The sequence below is a fragment of the Nocardia sp. NPDC050378 genome (assembly GCF_040655675.1).
GTDB lineage: Bacteria > Actinomycetota > Actinomycetes > Mycobacteriales > Mycobacteriaceae > Nocardia > Nocardia coubleae.
In genome coordinates, this window is record NZ_JBFAKI010000001.1 from 244251 (window position 1) to 263491 (window position 19241).

Genomic DNA, 19241 nt, shown 5'->3' on the forward strand with positions numbered 1-19241 from the left:
GTGGATTCCTCGAGGAGTCCACAAGAAGTCCTCGAGGAATCCACAGGCCGGACTCGGCGCCGCCGCAGGTCAGTGGCACTCACAGGCTGTTGGCGGAGGAACCTGTGGACGATGTGCACAACTGCCTGTGGGTAGATGCTCCCCAGATCCCTCCCCAGGCCTGTGTGTGAACCGGTGCACAACCGGTGGATTCCTCGAGGACTCCACAGGGATTCCACAGGGCAAAAAAGAACACCGCCCCAGCTCAGGGCGGTGTTCGGGGTTGGGGATGAAATCAGCGGGAGCGCTGTTTGATTCGGGCTGTGAGTTCTTGGACCTGGTCGTACACGCGACGCCGTTCGGTCATCTCCTTGCGCACCTTCTTCTCCGCGTACATGACCGTCGTGTGGTCGCGGCCGAACGCCTGCCCGATCTTGGGCAGCGACAGATCGGTCAGCTCACGGCACAGGTACATGGCGATCTGCCGCGCCTGCGCCAGCGGACGTGCCTTACCCGGCCCGGTGAGCTCCTCCAACGTCGTGTTGAAGTACTCGGCGGTGACCGCCATGATCGTGGCCGCGTTGATCTCGAGCGCGGCGGTGTCGGGCATCAGGTCCCGCAGCACCACCTCGGCCAGCGACAGGTCCAGCGGCTGCCCGTTGAGCGAGGCGAAGGCCGTCACCCGGATCAGCGCGCCCTCGAGCTCGCGGATATTGCGTTCCACCCGGCTCGCGATGAGTTCGAGCACGTCGTGGGGCACGTCGAGCCGATCCATCCTGGCCTTCTTGCGCAGGATCGCGATGCGGGTCTCGAGCTCCGGCGGCTGCACATCGGTGATCAGGCCCCACTCGAACCTGGTCCGCAGCCGCTCCTCGAGGGTGGCCAGCTGCTTGGGCGGACGATCCGAGGACACCACGATCTGCTTGTTCGCGTTGTGCAGAGTGTTGAAGGTGTGGAAGAACTCCTCCTGGATACCTTCCTTACCCTCGATGAACTGGATGTCGTCGACCAGCAGGATGTCGGTCTCGCGGTAGCGGCGCTTGAAGGCCACCTTGCGGTCGTCGCGGAGGCTGTTGATGAAGTCGTTGGTGAATTCCTCGGTCGACACGTACTTCACCCGCATGCCGGGGAACAGTCGCTGCGCGTAGTGACCGGCCGCGTGCAACAGGTGCGTCTTGCCCAAACCCGAAGCGCCCCAGACGAACAGCGGGTTGTAGGCCCGGGCAGGCGCCTCCGCGATGGCCACCGCGGCGGCATGGGCGAACCGGTTCGACGCGCCGATCACGAACGTCTCGAAGGTGTACTTGGCGTTCAGGCTGGCCGAGGACGACGACTGCGGCGGCGCCTCGGGCGACTTGCTGAAATACGTCGGCCAGTTGTTGCGCGCGTCGACCACCGGCTCGTCGTCGACGGGCTGGGCACCCGGCGTTCCCGGGCGCGGCGGCTCGGGCGCGGTATCGGCCGGTGTCTCCTCGACGCGCGCGGCGGCCGGCTCCTCCTGCGGTTGCGGCCGTCGCGGCGCACGGGCGGGCGGATCGGTGCCGAACAGGGTTTCCTGCCCGGAATGATCGCGCCGCGACGAACCCTGCTCGCGCCTGCCATGGGTCGGTTCGGGGGCGCGCTGTTCGGGGCGGGCACCACGGAAGTCCGGGCGGCCGGCGAACTCGCCGGTGAAATCGGAAACGGGGTAGACAGCCGTCGGCTCGAAATCGGCGCCGGGAAATTCCTCACCGGTGTACTCGGCGGCCTTGTACTCCTGGGGCTTGGCGTACTCGGGAGCCTGCTGGTACTCCGATTGCTGCTGGTAGTCGACCTGCGGCTGGTACTCCGGCTCGGCCGGGTACTCACGCGGCCCGGAGTATTCGGCGCGCTCGCCGTACTCACCGGCCTGCGCCGGGAACTCGCGGCCGCCGAAGCTGCTGCCGTACTCGCCGTCGCGCTGGTAATCGGGGGCCTGCTGATATTCGGCAGCCTGCTGGTAGTCGTTGCCGTACTCGCCGGAGTTGCCGTTGTAGTCCTCGGCGCCGTAGCGCGGCCTGCCGTAGTCACCGCGCTGGGGATAATCCGGCACGCTGAAATCGGGACCAGGGTAGCCGGCGGGCGGGCGAACCTGCTCACGCGGACGCTCCGGACGGCTCGTCATCCTGGCGTGCCGGGGCGAACTGCCCGTGCGCTCCCCCGCAGCCGGGCTCGGCGCGGCGATGCGCACACCGAGTCCTTCCACCTGCGGCCCGAGTCTGCGGCCGAGCGAACGCAGGATCGGCTCGCGCAGATCACGCTCGATCGCCTCCTGTGCCAGCGACGACGGAACGGACAGCAACGCGAAGCCCTGGGCGACGGTGAGCGGTTTCACCAGCTTCAACCACGCCTGCTGGGCTCGGCTCACCGCGGGAATGGCGCCGTCGGCCGAGCCGGTGGTGAGTTCGGCGACCACCTCCGGCCACACTGTGGCCAGCACGTTCTGCTCGTCGTCCATGCAGCGTCCTCCCCGGACCGGTTTGTTGGGCCAACGGCCGCCGAGCACGCCAACGCAGCACCTGTGACCAGGTGCGATCGGCGTGATCGAAGCGAACAACCGAAGCCGGTTCGAACGCCGTGCGGTCCCGGGATCGGACTTGGCGAGGGCACCGTCGGCCCTACGAATATGCCACTCCGGCCGTCTTTCCATACAATTATCCACAGATGTGGACAAACCTGGGGATAGAGGAATTCTGCCAGCGTGTGGCAGTGAAAGGTGCTGGACCTGCGGTTCTTCAGCAATCCCCCGGCTACAGAGGCTAGCCGCAAGGCGCCCGCGGCGCCAGAGGTGTGGAGGAACTCACGAAAAGTTGCTGTCCGCGTCAGTGACGCCCGGGCGTGTCGCCGCAGGTCGGCTCGCCGACGGCCGGACACGGCCGACAGGTAATCTGGACCTCGGTACTCGTCCCGACCATTTCCGGGCCGGACGTTCGCCGACCGTTTCGCCCCATGTGGGCCGAATTTGACCCTGTATGGGGCGATCAGTACCCTCATACAGTCACCCCTTGGCGCGGTGGCGGCTGTGCGCTGCACGCTGATCGCCAAGGCACTCTGTGCGTAGACCGCGGTCCGCAGCGCAGAATCCGAATCACCGAAAACTTCGGGCACCTCACCGGTGCCCACCAACTCGAGGAGTGTTGACCGTGGCCAAGGGCAAGCGGACGTTCCAGCCGAACAACCGTCGTCGGGCGCGCGTGCACGGCTTCCGCCTCCGGATGCGGACCCGTGCGGGCCGCGCCATCGTTTCGGCGCGTCGCCGTAAGGGCCGCTCCGAACTGACTGCCTGATCGCGCGTAGTCGGACGCTCGGGTGTTGCCTGAGCCGTATCGGTTGCACCACCGTGCTGATTTCTCCCGCACGGTGCGCCGCGGTCAGCGAATCGGGAGGCGAGATCTCGTCGTACACGCGTTCACGCACACGTACGACGATGTCGCCGACGGCGATTCCCTGGTCCGCGTAGGCGGTCCTCGGTTCGGGCTGATTGTCAGCAAGGCGGTGGGTAACGCGGTGGTTCGCCACCGGGTGGCCCGCCGCCTGCGTCATATGTGCGCCCAGGTGATCGATGAACTGCCCGCCGATACCGATGTCGTGATCCGGGCCCTCCCCGGTGCGGCCACCGCCGACTCCGCCGAGTTGCTGCGCCAGCTGCGCGCCGGACTCCGCAAGCTCGGCTTGCACCGGGTCCCGGCGGCCGCGCTCGGTCGCACCCCGGCCGGTGAACGGTGATGCGCACGCTCGCTCGGTTACCCGCGAACGCGCTGATCTTCCTGATCGAGCTCTACCGCACTTATGTCTCCCCCACCCGGATGCCGATCTGCCGCTTCACCCCCACCTGCAGCGAGTACGCGGTGACCGCCCTGCGGACCCGCGGGCTGGTCGTCGGATCGGTATTGACGGTCGTTCGCCTGGCCAAATGCGCGCCCTGGCACCCTGGGGGGTGGGATCCCGTGCCGGAGCGCGGGTCGAATGCTTTCACCAAGTCATCGCCCGCGCTGATCGGCGATACGAACGACGGGAGTACCTAGAGCCGTGCTCGACATCATCTACTGGCCGGTATCCGCCATCCTATGGTTCTGGCACAAAGCCTTCGGCTTCGTGTTCGGCCCCGACAGCGGGCTCACCTGGAGCCTCGCCGTGGTGTTCCTGGTCTTCACCCTGCGGCTGGTGCTGTACAAGCCGTTCGTGAAGCAGGTCCGCACCACGCGGCAGATGCAGGAGCTGCAGCCCCAGATCAAGGAGCTGCAGAAGAAGTACAAGAACGACCGCGAGACCATGGCGCGGGAGATGCAGAAGCTGCAGAAGGAACACGGCTTCAACCCGCTCATGGGCTGCCTGCCGGTGCTGGTCCAGGTGCCGGTCTTCCTCGGTCTGTTCCATGTGCTCCGCTCGTTCAACCGGACCGGTCACGGCTGGGGTCAGCTGGGTCTCACCCCGGAGCAGAACGCGAGTATCGGCAACTACATCTTCAGCGCCACCGACGTCCAGTCGTTCCTGAGCGCCCGCATCTTCGGCGCCCCGATCGCCGCGTTCATCACCGCGCCGGTGAGTGAGCTGCAGGCGTTCGCGGACTGGGGTGGCACCCCCACCCGGATGAGCATCGCCCTCGTCGCGATCCCGCTGATGGTGATCGCCGGTGTGGCGACCCACTTCAACGCCCGCGCTTCGGTCGCCCGCCAGACCCCCGAGGCCGCGGCCAACCCGCAGGCCGCCATCATGAACAAGCTGTCGCTGTGGGTCTTCCCGCTCGGCGTGATGGTCGGTGGCCCCTTCCTGATGATCGGCATCCTGCTCTACTGGGTGGCCAACAACATCTGGACCTACGGACAGCAGCACCTGGTGTTCGGCCGGATGGAGAAGGAAGAAGAGGCCAAGAAGCAGAAGAAGCTCGAGCTGCGGGCGCAGAACGCGCCCAAGCCCGGTGCCAAGCCGGTCGACGTCCGCAAGAAGCAGGACGCACCTGCCGACGGCGCGCCCTCGGCGAACGGCACTGCGGCGAGCAACGGCGCTGCGGCCAATCAGGGCGCCAAGCAGTCGGCCAAGCAGGGCGGCAAGCGTAAGCCCGGCGGGCAGCAGCGGCCGGGTAACCGTGGCCGCGCGAACCAGAAGCGTAAGCGCTGAGACGCGACCGGATAGAGGGAAATCCAATGACTGTTGAGACCCAGACCGACGGAGGGGACGCCACCGTGTCGACGACTGTGGACGTCGTGAACGACGCCGAGGAGGCGTTGATCGAAGAGGGCGAGATCGCGGGCGACTATCTCGAGCAGCTGCTGGACGTGCTCGACTTCGACGGCGACATCGACCTCGACGTGGAGGGCGACCGCGCGGTCGTGAGCATCGACGGCGGCCGCGACCTGACCAAGCTCGTCGGCCGCAATGGTGAAGTTCTCGACGCGCTCCAAGAACTCACCCGCCTGGCCGTGCAGCAGGCGACCGGCGTGCGCAGCCGCCTGATGCTCGACGTGGCCGGCTGGCGCGCCCAGCGCCGTGCCGATCTGAGCGAGCTGGGTGTGGCCGCCGCCAAGCGAGTGCTCGAGTCGGGCAAGCCCGAGGCGCTGTCGGCGATGACGCCGTTCGAACGCAAGATCGTGCACGACGCCGTCGCCGACATCGACGGCGTGGCGAGCGAGAGCGAAGGTGTCGAGCCGAATCGTCATGTGGTGGTTGTGCCGGAGTAGGCTCACACCGCCGCGACCACGTAGGAAGTAATAAGGCCTCCGGTCCCGGACCGGGGGCCTTATTCATGCCCCGATCACCACCACTGGAGAAGGATGTTTCACGTGGAACGAGAACTGGGTGCGCTGTCCGCCGAACTGGAACCGCCCGCTGCCGCCGCCCGGCTGTTCGGTGACCGCCTGGACCTCGCCCGCCGCTACTGCGCGGCGCTCGCCACCGCAGGCGTGGAGCGCGGGCTCATCGGTCCGCGCGAAGTGCCCCGACTGTGGGAGCGGCACATCCTCAACTGCGCGGTGGTCGGTGAACTGATCGACGAAGGCGCGTCCGTGGTCGATATCGGCAGCGGTGCCGGATTGCCGGGCATCCCGTTGGCCATCGCACGGCCGGACCTCCGCATCACGCTCGTGGAGCCGCTGCTTCGTCGGACGGTGTTCCTGAGCGAGTTCATCGAGGAGGCCGGACTCGATGTCACCGTCGTGCGCGGGCGCGCCGAACAGTCGGGCGTCATCAAGGAAGCGGGTGGCGCGGATGTCGTCACCTCTCGCGCCGTCGCGCCGCTCGCCAAGCTGGCGCACTGGTCGCTCCCCCTCCTCCGCGACCACGGGCGCATGCTCGCGCTCAAAGGAACCAGCGCCGCCGAGGAACTCGAACGCGACGGCGCCGAGCTGATCCGGGACGGCGCGACCGATCTTCGCGTCGTCGGCTGCGGTGCGGGCATCGTCGAAATCCCGACGCTCGTCATCAGCGCCGAACTCCTCCCCCGCGCCGAACGCCCGAACCGTCGCGGCGGGCGTAAAGCCGCTGGCGCGGAAAAGAAGACGAGAAAGCGCAACAACTCCTGATTCACCGGCCTCGCGTATTGGCGCACCGCTCAACGAGTTTCGTACCGTGACGAAATGAGCCGGGGGTAGTTGTATACCCTTCCTTTCAGTGAAATCCGTTGTCGCGGATGGGGTGGCAAGAGATGAGCGCCAGGGTTGCTCGTAGTGGTGTTTCACGTGGAACATGATCTCGTCAGTACATGGGTAACTCCCCAGCCACTTCGAAGCTGTGCGCGCGTGAGGTGAGTCCGAGAACCAACTCGCGAATTGCCGGACGACACGCCGAGTTTGCGGGGAGGCGGACCAGCGTGCCGCGATTCAGCTTTCCTAACCGTCCCGGTGCTGGCAAGCTATTGAGGGTCGGCGCGAGTGAGTCCATCTCCTCGAATTTCGAGTTCTCCACCGACGCAGTTTGTTTGTGATGACACGGCGCCGACGTTCGTCGGGGATACGTGATCTGAAGTTCTCGGGTTAGGAGCAATCTATGTCGAGCGGTCCGGCGAATGTTTCACGGGAAACAACGTCGCGGGTCCCGGGGATGCTGGACTCCAGCAGCTTCGACGCGGAGACGTTCGGGAATACTCCTTTCGGGCACATCTCCCCCGCCGAGACCCCGATCGCGGCGGAAGCGCAACGCGCCAGCCAGATTCTGCATCCAGGAAAGGTCACTGTGCCGAAACCCCGCGAGCAACGGATCATCACCATCGCCAACCAGAAGGGTGGCGTAGGCAAAACGACAACGACGGTGAATCTTGCCGCCGCATTGGCGCATCAGGGGATGACCGTCCTCGTCGTCGATCTAGACCCGCAGGGCAATGCGAGTACAGCGCTGGGCGTCGCCCACCACTCCGGAGTGCCGTCCAGTTACGAGCTGCTGATCGGTGAGGTGTCGGTGACCGACGCCATCCAGCAGAGCCCGCACAGCGAACGTCTGTTGTGCGTGCCCGCCACGATCGACCTCGCCGGCGCGGAGATCGAGTTGGTCTCGATGGTCGCGCGCGAGGGGCGGTTGAAGACCGCGATTCGCGATGCCGCCGTCGCCGGATACGACATCGACTACGTGTTGATCGACTGCCCGCCCTCGCTCGGTCTGCTCACCGTCAACGCGCTCGTCGCGGCCAAAGAGGTGTTGATCCCGATCCAGTGCGAGTACTACGCGCTGGAGGGCGTCGGCCAGTTGCTGCGCAATATCGGGCTGGTGCAGTCGCACCTCAACCCGGAACTGCACGTGTCGACGGTGCTGCTCACCATGTACGACGGCCGCACGAAGCTGGCCGACCAGGTCGCCGAGGAAGTGCGCAATCACTTCGGCGACGTGGTGCTCAAGTCGATGATCCCGCGCAGCGTGAAGGTCTCGGAGGCGCCGGGCTACGGGATGACCGTGCTCGATTATGATCCAGGCTCCCGTGGCGCGATGAGCTACATGGACGCCGGGCGTGAGCTCGCCGGGCGCGCCCAGGTTGTCCAGGGCGCGTCGTAGTGCTGGTGTGTTGGAACGAGGAAGGGATCGGTAGCCGATGAGTCAGGCGAAAAAGGGCGGTCTCGGTCGCGGGTTGGCGGCGTTGATCCCGACGGGGCCCGCCGTGGCGCCCGGGCTCAGCAGTTCCGCGGCGAGCGTGATCGGTATCAACCCGATCGGCCCGCAACCGGCCGAGGCGTTCCTGCACCGCGTTCCCGATGCCGAGCCCGCGGAGCCGGAGGAGGATCTGGTCTCCCCCGGCGACGCGGTGTACCGCGAGATCCCCGCGGATCAGATCGAACCGAATCCGAAGCAGCCGCGCTCGGTGTTCGAGGAAGAGGCACTGGCCGAGCTGGTGCACTCGATCCGCGAATTCGGGTTGATGCAGCCGATCGTGGTGCGGCGGCTCGAGCCGGGTGTCGACAAGTTCCAGTTGGTCATGGGCGAGCGCCGGTGGCGCGCGTGCCAAGAAGCGGGCCTGGCAACTATCCCGGCCATCATTCGCGATACCGCCGACAGCTCGATGCTGCGCGACGCACTGCTGGAGAACATCCATCGCGTGCAGCTGAACCCGCTCGAAGAAGCGGCGGCATATCAGCAACTGCTCGAAGAGTTCGACGTCACCCACGAGGAACTCGCCTCGCGTATCGGCCGCTCGCGTCCGGTGGTGACGAACATGATCCGGCTGCTGAAGCTTCCGATTCCGGTGCAGCGCCGAGTGGCCGCCGGTGTCTTGTCGGCCGGCCATGCCCGCGCGCTGCTCGGTTTGGACGCGGGCGCCGAGGCGCAGGAGGCGCTGGCGGAACGGATTGTCGCCGAAGGTTTGTCGGTGCGCTCCACCGAGGAAGCGGTGACGCTGGCCAACCGCAATCCGTCGGAGGTCGCTCCCCCGGCGCCGAAGCGCAAGCCGATCCACATGCCGGGTCTACAGGAAGTCGCCGAACGCCTATCGGGTTCCTACGACACCCGGGTGACGGTGAGCCTCGGCAAGCGCAAGGGCAAGATCGTTGTCGAGTTCGGTTCCGTCGAAGATCTCGAGCGCATTGTGGCGCTGATGGAGCAAGCCAGCCCTGAAACGTCACTGTGACGGGGAATTCCCAGCCTTTCTACATCTCGGAAAGAGGCGGCATTACTGTGGATAGTGATGTGGCGTGAGCGTGGACGAATCGGACAGCTGGAGGCTGAACAGAGCAGTGTCGACCAGCGTCACAGCATTGACCCTCGACGGACTCGATCGACTTCCGGCGCATACCCGGCGGTGTGTTTTCTGGGAGCTGGATCCGGCCGTGGCCGCCGACTCCCAGTCATTCAGCGATCCGGTCTTCGAGAAGGAGGCATGGCTCTCGACGGTCATGCTCGAATGGGGATCGTGCGGGCAGGTGGCACAGGTCGACAACAACATCGCCGGCTGCGCGCTGTATTCGCCGCCGAGTTCGGTGCCGCGCTCGACCCTGTTCCCCACCTCCCCGGTGAGCCCGGATGCCATCCTGCTGACCACGCTGCAGGCCGAATTCCCCTATGACGAATCCGATGTAGCCCACCGGCTGGTGCAGGCCGTGGTGGCCGATCTGGTGCGTCGCGGTGTGCGGGCGCTCGAGGCGTTCGGTATCCGCAACGGGCCGCCGTCCAGTTCGGTGGCCGATCGCGGACTCGGCTCGTCGATGCGGCTGATGGAACGGATCGCCGCTCCCCTGCGCGACCCGGCCTCGGCCACCCAGTGCACCCCGGAAACCTGCATGATCGACGCGGATTTCCTCGAGGACGTCGGCTTCGAAGTGGTGGCCCAGCATCACCGCTTCCCACGCCTGCGTCTCCAACTCGACTCCGATCACGGCTGGAAGGAAGACGTCGAGCGCGCTCTCGATCAGCTTCTGGCCGCCGCGGAAATGGCGCCCCCGGCCCGCATCGGCGTGCGCTGACGACAGCGACGAAAGCGGCCCCGCAGATAATCCGCGGGGCCGCTTCCGTCTCGATGATCAGACCAAGCCGGAGTTCTCCGGCAGCCGATCCTGGGCCGCCAGTTCCTCGGCGAGCAGCTCGGCGAAGGTGTAGGTGCCGGTGGGCTGGTCGTCCTGGCCGAGCAGGTACAGCCGCTTCACCGAGATGAGGATCGCCTCGGCGATCACGTCCCGCATGCGCGGATTGGTGAGAACGGAGGCGTCGTATTCGTTGGTGAGGTAGCCCAGGTCCACCTGGACCGTCGGCATCTTGGTGAGGCGCAGCAGATCCCAGGTGCGCTGATGGGTGCGGCAGTCCTGCAGGGACGTGCGGGCAACCACTTCGCGCTGGATGAACCCGGCGAGCACCTGGCCGATCATCGACACCGAACCGTGCGAGTTGCCGAAGTAGAACCCGGCCACGCCCTGTGCCGATGGATTGTCACTCATCGCACAGCGCAAGGAGATCATCAGATCGGCGTCGAAAGCGTTGGAGGTCTCGGCGCGTTCGGCATCGGTCGGGTTGGCGCCCCACGGCCGCGACAGGAACGTCTCCATGCCGGTGGCGGCCATCCGGCCTTCGAGCCGCGAGGCCAGGTCCCACAGGATCTCCGACTCGTACACGTCACCGAACTCCGTCGGCACGGCGAAACCCTTGTCGGGGCCGCCGAATCCGGGGTCGATGACGATGCGCTTGCCGGTGAGCTGCGGTCCCGCCCGGTGCACCACCTCTTCCTCGGCGATGCGATGCGGATTGCCGCCGGTGACGCGCGCGCCGAGCAGATCGAGCGAGCGCAGTGTGTCGGGACCACAGATGCCGTCGGCCGAGAGACCGATCTCGCGCTGGAAGGCGCTGAGTCCCTCGTGGGTGTGCGGACCGAAGTAGCCGTCGACCCGGTGCACGTAGAAGCCGAGGTCCTGCAGCTTGCGCTGCAGGGTGGCCACGTCGTCGCCGTACAGCGGGGCGGACAGCTGGTAGATCAGTGTGCGGGCACCCAGGCGGTAGGAGGCTTCCTTCAGCGCGCGATATGTGGCCGGGCCGACGATCCCGTCGACGAGCAGACCACGCTGCTGCTGGAACGCGCGAACCGCCGAGTCGAGCGAGCGGTCGAAGACCACATCGGTGTCCTGCCAATCGTGCTGACGATGCAGGAAACCGAGGCTTGCGAGGGTGCTCCGAACCTCTGCGACGGCCGGTCCTGAATCGCCGTGACGAAGTCGGTGCATGCGTAAGAGCCCTTTCCTTCGGCCGGAGCGTCCGTCGATTGTCTCAGACCCGGGCGGTATTACGGGAATCCCGGGTCCAGGCATCCTACGGCGCGTCGGCCGGTGGGAGGTGTCTTTGTCGGATCGATCGCGGCTCAGATGAGCCCGTCGAGCTCGCGCAGCAGCGCCGCCTTGCCCTTGGCGCCGACGATCTGCTTCACCGGCTTGCCGCCCTGGAACAGGATCATGGTCGGCAGCGACAGGATCTGGTAGTCGCGGGCTGCGCCGGGGTTGGCCTCGGTGTCGAGCTTGGCGATGGTGAGCTTGTCGGCATGGGTGCCCGCGATCTCCTCCAGCACGGGGGCGACCATCTTGCACGGGCCGCACCAGTCGGCCCAGAAGTCGACGAGCACGGGCTTCTCGCTGAGCAGCACGTCGTCGGCGAAGGACTGGTCGGTCACGGTGATGGTGTTGGCACTGTCGGCCATGGGTGTTCTCCTCGCTGGGTGGAACGCGAAATCAGTTGGCGGACACCGCGGCCGGGCCGTCGGCGTTTTCGAGTGTGTTGGCGGTGATGTCGCCCTGCTCGGCGAGCCAGCGCTCGGCATCGATGGCGGCGCGGCAACCGGTACCCGCGGCGGTGATCGCCTGGCGGTAGGTGTGGTCGACGAGGTCGCCTGCGGCGAACACGCCCGCCACATCGGTGGCGGTGCCCGGATCGGTCACCTGCACATAGCCTTCGCCGTCGAGCGCGACCTGGCCCTTGACCAGTTCGCTGCGCGGGTCGTGGCCGATGGCGACGAACAGGCCGGTGGCGGCAAGCTCGGATTCCTCGCCGGTCCTGGTGTCACGGAGGGTGAGGCTGGTGACGCTCTTGTCGCCGTTGACCTTCACGACCTCGGCATTGAGCCGGAAGTTGATCTTCTCGTTGGCCTTGGCGCGCTCGAGCATGATGCGTGAGGCACGGAACTCCTCGCGGCGGTGCACGATGGTGACGCTCGCGGCGAACTTGGTGAGGAAGGTCGCTTCCTCCATCGCCGAGTCGCCGCCGCCGACGACCACGATGTCCTGGCCCTTGAAGAAGAAGCCGTCGCAGGTGGCGCACGCGCTCACGCCGCGGCCGAGCAGTTCCTGCTCACCGGGGACGTGCAGGTAGCGGGCGGCCGAACCCATGGCGAGGATGACGGCGTAGGCCTCGAAGGTCTCGTCACCGACAGTGACCTTCTTCACCGGGCCGGACAGGTCGATCGCGTCGACGTCCTCGGTGCGCAGGTCGGCGCCGAAACGCTTGGCCTGCTCGCGCATCTGCTCCATCAGGTCGGGGCCCATGATGCCCTCGCGGAAGCCGGGGAAGTTCTCCACCTCGGTGGTGGTCATCAGGGCACCACCGAACTGGGTGCCCTCGAAAACCAAGGGCGCCAACTCGGCGCGGGCGGCATAGACGGCCGCCGTGTAGCCGGCGGGTCCTGAGCCGACGATGATCAGGTCGCGAACTGGCGTGCTCATGGGGCCCTTCCGAAAAGCAATGCTGGGACGTGTCAGTCAACAACAGCCTAAACGGTGTTGTTCCCGTGTTTGTTTTGAGTGTGGCCTGGAAGGGCAGGTCAGCCGATGTCGCGGACGGCTAATCGGTTCGGGGCGCCCGTGGTGCATCCGGTGCCGACGACCAACGCGGTGATGGTCGGGGTTTGAGGGCCTTTGACGAGGACCAGGACGGCGTCGTCGCCGCGGAAGGTGATGCTCGACGCACCTAGGACGGCACGGTCGATGCCGTTGGCCTGCACGCACCGGGTGAGGGCGGCCTCGTCGGCGAGTGGGCCGTGCACGTCGCGTTTGCCGAGGGCGGTGAGGGCGGCGGCCGCGGTGAGGTCGTCGCCCGGGGAGACCGGTTCGGTGGGTGGGGCGGCCGTCGGTGTGCCGTCGGTGTTGTCGAGGGTGCCGACGACGGCACCCGCACCCGCGAGGAGCGCGATCGCGGCCGCTGCCGCCACCAAGAAACCCATCCGGCGCCGGGACTTGTACTGCGCCAACGAGATCGGCGTGGACTGCGCCGCAGCGGGGGTGGCGATGGTCGGGACAGACGTGATTCGTTCGGTCGGTCCTTCGTTCGCGTCGAGTTCGGCGACGAATCGGAACATGCGGTCGGCCACGTCGTCGGGCATGCGGTGCATGACCAGGTCTTCGTCGGCCAGCGTGCGGAGGCGGGTGTTCACCTCGTCGAGATCGTTCAGGTAGCGCAGCGCGTCCGGGTCGGTGCGGACCTTGGGCCACAGTTGCTCGCGGAGTTCCGGTGCGAGATTGTCGGCGTGCAGATCGGCCAGCAGTTCCGACGGGAACGGAGGCTGCGGCACGGATCGAGCCACCTCGCACCTCCCCTGTTCTGTCGATTTTCGGATCGCAGCATGTACATCGCTGACTTGTTCGTCACTGTTAATGACGCATCCGGGCTAGCTCCGGTTCCCTGGATCCCGGAAAAATTCCAAACGTTCTTGCAAACGTACGCGCGCTCGGGCGCATCTGCTCTTGATCGTGCCTTCCGCCACGCCGAGTGCCAAGGCGGTTTCGGCCACACTGCGCCCCTCCATCTCGGTCATCACCAGGGCGAGGCGCTGTTCGTCAGGGAGGGTGAACAGCGCCTCGCTCACCACGAGGTTCAGCTCGTAGTCGGCGTAGGCATCGCGCGGCTCGACCGCCTCGGGCATGGTGTCGGGGGTGACGGAGATGGCGCGGCGGGTCTTGTTGCGCCGGATCCGGTCGAGGCAGGCGTTCACGACGATGGCGTGCAACCAGCTGCGCACCTCGGACTCGGCGCGGAACGTCTCGGCGGTGCGATGAGCGGAGAACAAGGCGTCCTGCAGGCAGTCGGCGGCGTCCTCACGGCTGTAGGACGTGCGGAGCGCGGTCTGCCAGAGGTGATCCTTGTGCCTGCGCAGCAGTTCGGAGAAGGCGTGCGGTTCGCCGCGAACGTGCGCGGCGAGGAGTTCTTTGTCGCTGCTGTTCTCCAGGAACGAGCGATCGCGGAACGCCGCCTGGCGCGTTGTCCCCCCGCGTACTTGCTCGTTGACTTCCGGCGACAACACCTGACCCCTTGGACAGCGCTCATTACGGCGACTTCACGTCGGCGAACGAGGCCGATCCATCACCTGACTACAACGCGGCGTCCAGGACCGACGTCGACAGATCCTGGGTAGCTCCCTGCCGAGAGCGCGGGGTGATCATATCGCTGATAACAATTGCGCACCAACCGGACCGCGGTTCGATGAACACTGGTGTTCTGGCGCGAAATAGGCATCCACCTGCGCAGATAGCAGGTGGGAAGGACTGCGCGCGGGTTTTACGGCGCGGCGTCGAAGCGGACGTCGGCGACGGCGGTCTGGAACTGCCCGCCCGAATTCGCGAGTCCGGTGATCCATACGAGCACGAAACGAGCAGCCTGATCGGTCTGCACAGCGACGTCCGTAACGCCGTCGCCGAGACGGGCGGTGCCGATCAGCTGGGTCTGGTCGAGCGTCGGCGTCTCGGTGGGCGAGGTCCGGATCTCGACGGTGCTGCCCGCGCTGGGCGAGGTGATCGAGACATTGGTGAGCTTGGCGGGCGCGGGCAGCGTGGCCAGCAGCCCCACGCCCTTCTTGAGGGCGGGGAACTGCTGGAAGTACTGGTCGGTGCGCCACACCGTTTCCGGGTTCTGGTCGAGCACCGCACTCGACGTCGCGGCGCCGTCGGGGGTGCCCTCCGGGGAGAACACCCTGGCACCGGTGACGGCCACCGGCACACTCGACGGCTGCGCGGGCTGGTCCGCCGTCGGCGCGGCGGCCGCGCTCGGCGGCGCCACACTCGACGTGAGCCCGATGTTGACCTGCTGATCCAGCGGCTTGTCCGACGCGCCGGGCGCGAAGATACTCACCATCCACCAGATCAAGATGCCGACCACCAGCGCGGCGAGCACGCCGAGCCCGACCATGATCCACATCATCCGCTTGGAGCGTTCGCGTTCGGCAGCGAGCAGTTCCGGGTCGGCGAGCGAATCGGGGCCGGCCGCGACCGCCCGCTGACCCAGCCGGAGCACGGGGATGAAGTCGGTCTTCTGATCGACGACCGAGGCCTGCTCGAGCACGTGCTGCACGGTAGCGGCGGTGCGCACACCCTTGTTCGACTCCAGCGACCGCACGGCGACGGCCGAGATCTCGAACGGCACCTCGGGCCGGATCTGGCGCGGTTCCACCGGGGTTCCGTCGGGCCCGAAGTCGGCCAGCCGCAGTCCGCCGATCGTCGCGGCCGTGCCGGTGACACCGCCCACGCGAATCGGCCAGCGCGCGGTGATGAGCGCGTAGAGCATGGCGCCGAGGCCACGCACATCGGACTGGGCGTCGGAATCGCCGAGCGTGCCGGGGAAGGCGAGCACGGCGTCGCCCGAGGCGCTGATCCGGATCCGGTCGGGATGGTCGATCGAGAGCGAGCCACCGCCGCGATGGGCCAGTTCGGCCGCCGAGGCGAGCACCCGGATGGCCCGGGCCGCACCGATCGGCGACGGCACCGTCTCGGCCATCTCCCGCAGCGACCGGCCGGGAGTCCATTCCGCGACAACGATGCCGCCGGAACTACCGCGCACCACGTCCAGGACCCTTGCCAGGCCGGGCGAGTTGATGCGGCCAAGGCGCAACGTGCGCGACAGGATCGCCTGCGGACCGTCGTGACCCGCGTTCTCACCCGACTTCTGATCGGCATCGACGAAGGTCAGCGCGACCTCGCGGTCGAGTTTGATGTCGAGCGCCTGCCAGAACTTGAGCCCGCGCGCGCCGCCGTGGCTGGCGAGCAGGCGATACCGGCCGCCCGCGACCGACGCGCCGGGGATCAGCTTCGGTCCGCGCTGCGGGCGTTGCACGTCCTGCGGCGGTACGGGGATCGGCAGCATGCCGGTGTCGTGGGTCGGATCGTGCGGCGGCGCGGCACCGCGACGGTCCTCGCTCGGTTCGTCCTTCTCCGTCGACCCGTCTGCCTGCGGGTTCTTGCTGTCGTCGGGCGCGTCGGCGTGTTCGGATCCCGCGGTGTCTGCCCCGTCGGGCCGGACATCGGTGGACCTTCCTCCTGCGGCGCGCGCCGCAGAATCAGCGGCTGGGACGCCGCCCACCGCGTCATCGCTCACCCTCGGTCCTCCTTCGGCCTGATCTCCCGTATCGGTCTGCCGAACAGCGTACGGGAACTGTGCTTGACCGGTGATGTCAACAGCACCGGGCCGGATCACCGGCAACACCATGGTCTGGGTGTCCATCGACTGCCCGTACGCCGGGAAGGCGTAGGTGTCGGGCCTGCGCAACACGGTGGTCGCGTAGATGTCCTCGGCCGAGGCGTCCTCGTCCAGCGTGAGTTCCGGCGCGGGCGGGGTGATGCCGAGCTTGCGCGAGATGGCGACGGTGATCGCGACGACCTCCGGGATGCCGACCAGGCGCATGAGGCCGAAGGCCACCGTGAACAGCACGATCGCGTCGACGGCGACGCGGAACAGGGAGGCCGGGCCGCCGGAGACGTTCGCCAGGCCGGTCACGGTGTCGATGATGAGCATCACCGCGCCGCCCGCGATCGAGGCGAGGAGCACCCGGGTGACCGTTCGTCCGACGTTGGCCATTCGCAAGTCACCGAGACTTCGGTGCAGCAGCCAGCCGCCGATCACCGCACCAGCGGTGAAACCGAGTCCGGTGGCGACACCGAGGATGATCACCACGTCGTCGCTGTCGCGCGCGAGTACCGGCGCCAAGGCCGAGAACAGGATCTTGATCGTGGTGATACCGAGGATGATCCAGGTCGGGGTCCACGCCTGTTCGCGGGCATAGAACACCCGCAGATGGATCAGGACGAGCGAATACGGGATGAGCGAGAACGCCGACCAGCCCACCGCGCTGCCGAGGCGTTCGGCATCACCGGAGAACTGTGCGTACCCGTAGAGCGCCTCACCGATCGCCGGGCCGCAGAGCGTCAAGAACGCGACGATCGGGATCATCGCGATCATGGTGAGCCGGGTGGCCGCGGACAGATCGTCGACCACGGCGGGCGTGTCGTCGGCGGCGGCGTTGCGGCTCAGCCTCGGCATGATCGCGGTGAGCAGCGTGACGCCGATGACGCCGTAGGGCAGCTGCAGCAGCGCCCAGGCGTTGGCGAAGATCGCCGGGCCAGCCTCGTCGGCGGCGGAGGCGATGTTGTTCGCCACCACCAGGCCGATCTGGCTGATGAGCACGTACAGGATGATCGCGGCGGCCATCCTGCCGAACTGCTTGAGGCGAGCGTCGATGCCCCACAGCGGGCGCAGATCGATCCCGTGCCTGCGGATGGCGGGCAGCAGGCTCAGCGCCTGGGTGGCCACACCGGCCGTGATGCCGAGGCCGAGGACCAGCAGCTTCGGGTCGCTCATCCGCACCGGGTCGAGGGTGATCTCGCCGGGCGTGAGCGCGTACACCGCCAGCACCACGAGCGCGACGATGTTGTTCATCACCGGTGCCCACGCGCCCGGTTTGAACGCCTGCCTGGTGTTGAGGATGGCCGTGAACAGCGCCGACATGCCGTAGAACAGGATCGCCGGTGCGAGCAGGTAGGTGAGCGCGGTGGTCAGCGAGGTGTCGACCTTGCCGTCGGAGTCGACGAGCACGTGGCTGGCCAGGATGGGCGTCGCGGCGAGCGTCAGGACAGTCGCCACGAAAAGCACGGCGAAGGCGGCGGTCACCAATCTTCGGATGAACTCGGCGCCGTTGTCGGCGTCCTCCTGTTCGGCGCGCACCAGCGTCGGCACGACGATCGCCGTGAGCACCGCGCCAAGGACCAACTCGGCGACCATGTTCGGAATCAGGTTCGCCGAGATGAACGCACTGGCGATGGCCGGACCGAGCACGGTGAGCAGCAACAACTGCTTCGCGAATCCGGTGATCCGGCTGACGAGCGTCGCCACGGCGATCGACCCGGAATCCTTGAGCAGCTTCTCGTTGGCCGACTGCGGATTCGTGTCACGCGGCGCGGGTTTCTCGGTACGGATCCGCTCCGGCCGCGCGATCACCTGCGTCTGCTCGGCCGCCCGAATCGCGTCACCATCGGGCCGACTCGGTGCCGCGGGCATCCCGGGGAAGCTGTCACGCCCGGGCCCCGGTCGAGCTGCCTCGTACCCACGCGGCGGCGGTCCGGCCTGCGGACGCCGCCCGGGATCCACCTCGGGACGTGCCTGCCGAGGAATCGCACCGGATGCCCCTGCGGCCCGTTGCTGCGGAAACTCGCCCGACCTGGGCCCCGGCCGCTGTGGACCACCCGGCCGCTGTGCAGACACTTCGTGCGCATCATCGCCGCCCCGACGACCGCGCGGCTGACCGCCTACGCCAGGCTGACCGCTGACGCCAGGTCGTCCACCGGCGCCGGACTGTCCGCCCACGCCGGGCTGTCTGCCGATGCCGGGCTGACCGTCGCGACTCCCTTGCTCGCCCGCACCGGGGAGCTCGACGCCACCGCGACCACCCATGGCCGAGGACCCGGCCTGGCCTGCCGAACCTCGCTGCTGACCCGGCCGGTCGCCCGGCTCGACGCCGGTGGGACCGGGTCGCTGACCTGGCACGGGCGGGAACTCGCCCCGCTGACCGCCGGACGCCGAGCCGAAGCCGCCCGGGCGCCCCTCGGGGCCGGGGCCTTGGGGTCGGAACTCGCCGGGGCGACCCGGTTCGGGGTGTCGCGGCGCACCGGCGCCGGGCACTCGCGGATCAATCGACGGTGGTTGCGACGACTCGCCGTATGGCGCGGCCGATCGCGGATCCGGCGGCGCGGGTCGCTGCGGTCCGGGGCCACCCGGCCGCTGCTGGCGAGGGAACTCCCCGGAACGCCCGTCTGCCGGATAGGCCTGAGGAGGCGGTGGGCCACCCGGTCGCTGCTGCCGAGGAAACTCCCCGGAACGTCCGTCGGCCGGGTACGGCTGGGGTCGCCGCGGACCAGGGTCGCCCGGTCGCTGCTGGATCGGAAATTCGCCGGAAGGTGCGGGTCGACGGTTGCCTTCGCCGGTACGTCCGGGAGGGCGCAGCGCGTCGTCCGGCACGGCACCGTTCGGGTCCCCCGGTCGCGGTGGCAGTCCGCGCGGCGGATCTGCGGGCCACGGACGGTGATTCGGCTCGACGGGAGGCAGCG

16 protein-coding genes are annotated in these 19241 nt (G+C 67.6%); 9 read left to right on the forward strand and 7 right to left on the reverse strand.

What is annotated here, in order from left to right; all coding sequences use genetic code 11:
- Positions 1 to 274: 274 nt before the first annotated feature.
- Positions 275 to 2455 carry a chromosomal replication initiator protein DnaA gene (gene dnaA / locus AB0I35_RS01130; protein ID WP_357393249.1) on the reverse strand — a complete coding sequence of 727 codons (2181 nt, stop codon included), beginning with the start codon at positions 2453 to 2455 and terminating at the stop codon, positions 275 to 277.
- Positions 2456 to 3140: 685 nt separating this feature from the next.
- On the opposite strand from dnaA, the gene rpmH reads away from it, so the two are divergent.
- From rpmH to AB0I35_RS01175, 9 genes are all read left to right on the forward strand, one after another.
- Positions 3141 to 3284, forward strand: coding sequence for a 50S ribosomal protein L34 (rpmH, locus tag AB0I35_RS01135; RefSeq protein ID WP_071932098.1), 144 nt, complete (start codon positions 3141 to 3143; stop codon positions 3282 to 3284).
- A gap of 22 nt (positions 3285 to 3306) precedes the next feature.
- Positions 3307 to 3723 (forward strand): ribonuclease P protein component, encoded by a 417-nt coding sequence (gene rnpA, locus AB0I35_RS01140; protein WP_357393251.1) that lies wholly within the window; start codon positions 3307 to 3309, stop codon positions 3721 to 3723.
- Positions 3723 to 4022 (forward strand): membrane protein insertion efficiency factor YidD, encoded by a 300-nt coding sequence (gene yidD / locus AB0I35_RS01145; protein ID WP_067495118.1) that lies wholly within the window; start codon positions 3723 to 3725, stop codon positions 4020 to 4022. The genes rnpA and yidD overlap by 1 nt, the downstream gene beginning before the upstream one ends.
- Before the next feature lie 4 nt (positions 4023 to 4026).
- Positions 4027 to 5115 carry a membrane protein insertase YidC gene (gene yidC, locus AB0I35_RS01150; RefSeq protein WP_357393253.1) on the forward strand — a complete coding sequence of 363 codons (1089 nt, stop codon included), beginning with the start codon at positions 4027 to 4029 and terminating at the stop codon, positions 5113 to 5115.
- A gap of 26 nt (positions 5116 to 5141) precedes the next feature.
- Positions 5142 to 5675, forward strand: a complete 534-nt coding sequence (locus AB0I35_RS01155; protein WP_067978066.1) for a protein jag — start codon at positions 5142 to 5144, stop codon at positions 5673 to 5675.
- Positions 5676 to 5768: 93 nt separating this feature from the next.
- Complete coding sequence (gene rsmG / locus AB0I35_RS01160) at positions 5769 to 6515, forward strand: 16S rRNA (guanine(527)-N(7))-methyltransferase RsmG (RefSeq protein WP_357393256.1); 747 nt, start codon at positions 5769 to 5771, stop codon at positions 6513 to 6515.
- Between the two features lie 463 nt (positions 6516 to 6978).
- A complete protein-coding gene (locus tag AB0I35_RS01165) occupies positions 6979 to 7974 on the forward strand; it encodes a ParA family protein (protein ID WP_067644030.1) in 996 nt (331 codons plus the stop codon).
- Positions 7975 to 8011: 37 nt separating this feature from the next.
- Positions 8012 to 9040: a ParB/RepB/Spo0J family partition protein gene (locus AB0I35_RS01170; protein WP_067644027.1), complete on the forward strand. Its 1029-nt coding sequence runs from the start codon at positions 8012 to 8014 to the stop codon at positions 9038 to 9040.
- A 106-nt stretch (positions 9041 to 9146) separates the two neighbouring features.
- Positions 9147 to 9872, forward strand: a complete 726-nt coding sequence (locus AB0I35_RS01175) for a GNAT family N-acetyltransferase (RefSeq protein ID WP_357393258.1) — start codon at positions 9147 to 9149, stop codon at positions 9870 to 9872.
- 57 nt (positions 9873 to 9929) lie between these two features.
- Here AB0I35_RS01175 and AB0I35_RS01180 read toward each other — a convergent pair whose 3' ends face one another.
- The 6 genes from AB0I35_RS01180 to AB0I35_RS01205 all read right to left on the reverse strand — a co-directional run bounded on the left by AB0I35_RS01180 (position 9930) and on the right by AB0I35_RS01205 (position 18195).
- Entirely contained in the window at positions 9930 to 11117 is a 1188-nt protein-coding gene (locus tag AB0I35_RS01180) for an N-acetylmuramoyl-L-alanine amidase (RefSeq protein ID WP_357393260.1), read from the reverse strand.
- Positions 11118 to 11251: 134 nt separating this feature from the next.
- Entirely contained in the window at positions 11252 to 11584 is a 333-nt protein-coding gene (trxA, locus tag AB0I35_RS01185) for a thioredoxin (RefSeq protein ID WP_225281643.1), read from the reverse strand.
- Positions 11585 to 11615: 31 nt separating this feature from the next.
- Entirely contained in the window at positions 11616 to 12602 is a 987-nt protein-coding gene (gene trxB, locus AB0I35_RS01190) for a thioredoxin-disulfide reductase (RefSeq protein WP_357151901.1), read from the reverse strand.
- Between the two features lie 98 nt (positions 12603 to 12700).
- On the reverse strand, positions 12701 to 13447 hold the full coding sequence (locus tag AB0I35_RS01195) for a hypothetical protein (protein ID WP_357393262.1): 747 nt from the start codon (positions 13445 to 13447) through the stop codon (positions 12701 to 12703).
- A 96-nt stretch (positions 13448 to 13543) separates the two neighbouring features.
- Entirely contained in the window at positions 13544 to 14101 is a 558-nt protein-coding gene (gene sigM / locus AB0I35_RS01200; protein WP_067495428.1) for an RNA polymerase sigma factor SigM, read from the reverse strand.
- A gap of 329 nt (positions 14102 to 14430) precedes the next feature.
- The gene (locus AB0I35_RS01205; protein ID WP_357393264.1) at positions 14431 to 18195 is read right to left on the reverse strand and encodes a murein biosynthesis integral membrane protein MurJ; all 3765 of its coding nucleotides are present in this window, start codon (positions 18193 to 18195) and stop codon (positions 14431 to 14433) included.
- Positions 18196 to 19241: the final 1046 nt, after the last annotated feature.